Origin of the sequence: Bradyrhizobium sp. BRP19 (assembly GCF_020194195.1) — a bacterium.
In the GTDB taxonomy this organism is placed as follows: domain Bacteria; phylum Pseudomonadota; class Alphaproteobacteria; order Rhizobiales; family Xanthobacteraceae; genus Bradyrhizobium; species Bradyrhizobium yuanmingense.
The window spans coordinates 1-572 of sequence record NZ_JADYVZ010000088.1; the positions used below are offsets into that span (position 1 = coordinate 1).

General features: G+C 57.5%; 2 protein-coding genes. One reads left to right on the forward strand and one right to left on the reverse strand.

Translation table 11 applies throughout. The features are described from left to right. The first annotated feature begins 38 nt into the window (after positions 1-38). A complete protein-coding gene (locus I6F36_RS40150) occupies positions 39-152 on the forward strand; it encodes a hypothetical protein (protein ID WP_369424455.1) in 114 nt (37 codons plus the stop codon). Here the strand turns inward: I6F36_RS40150 and I6F36_RS38620 are convergent. Continuing rightward, positions 99-467: a PTS glucitol/sorbitol transporter subunit IIA gene (locus I6F36_RS38620; protein WP_002518735.1), complete on the reverse strand. Its 369-nt coding sequence runs from the start codon at positions 465-467 to the stop codon at positions 99-101. The genes I6F36_RS40150 and I6F36_RS38620 overlap by 54 nt on opposite strands. Positions 468-572 lie beyond the last annotated feature (105 nt).

Consider the following 572-nt stretch of genomic DNA (forward strand, 5'->3'; position numbering starts at 1 on the left):
CCCTGGCACAAACCGTCGGGGCTCCGGTTTCCGTGTCGGTGACGACGACCGATCACTTGGGGTTTACCGGACGTGGTGAGGGAGTAGCAGCGGTTGCGTCAGCCCTTGTCACTCGAGGGCTCAAAAGTGAGGATAACTCTCTGATCCGGTAGCTGTGGTGGTGGCCCGGACACCTTGATAGCTCCAGCAAGTAGAGATTGGTCGGGGGAATTGAAATACAACGCGACGTGGCCGAGATCGCTGAGATTTGAGGTTGCGGCTTCTCCGACCTCATCGATGGTGTAGCGAGTGCCAGCGAAGTTGAGGACATCTCCGGGTAGTAGTTCGCGCTGAGGAGTCAGCGGGGAACGACCACCGCGATTGTGAACTACGCAAATATCAGACAAGGCATCGGGCACGGGCTCTCCGAACAGCACGATGACTCCGGTATCCAACATGTCCTGGGCGCCTTTGCCGATGCGGAGCACTACGGCGTTCCACAATGTGCTAGACGTAGTCGCCATGGCTGACCCCCTTGAGTATGGACTCTGTGCCCTTCACGGCACGGTATCATTACCATCAGTCTTCTAAGG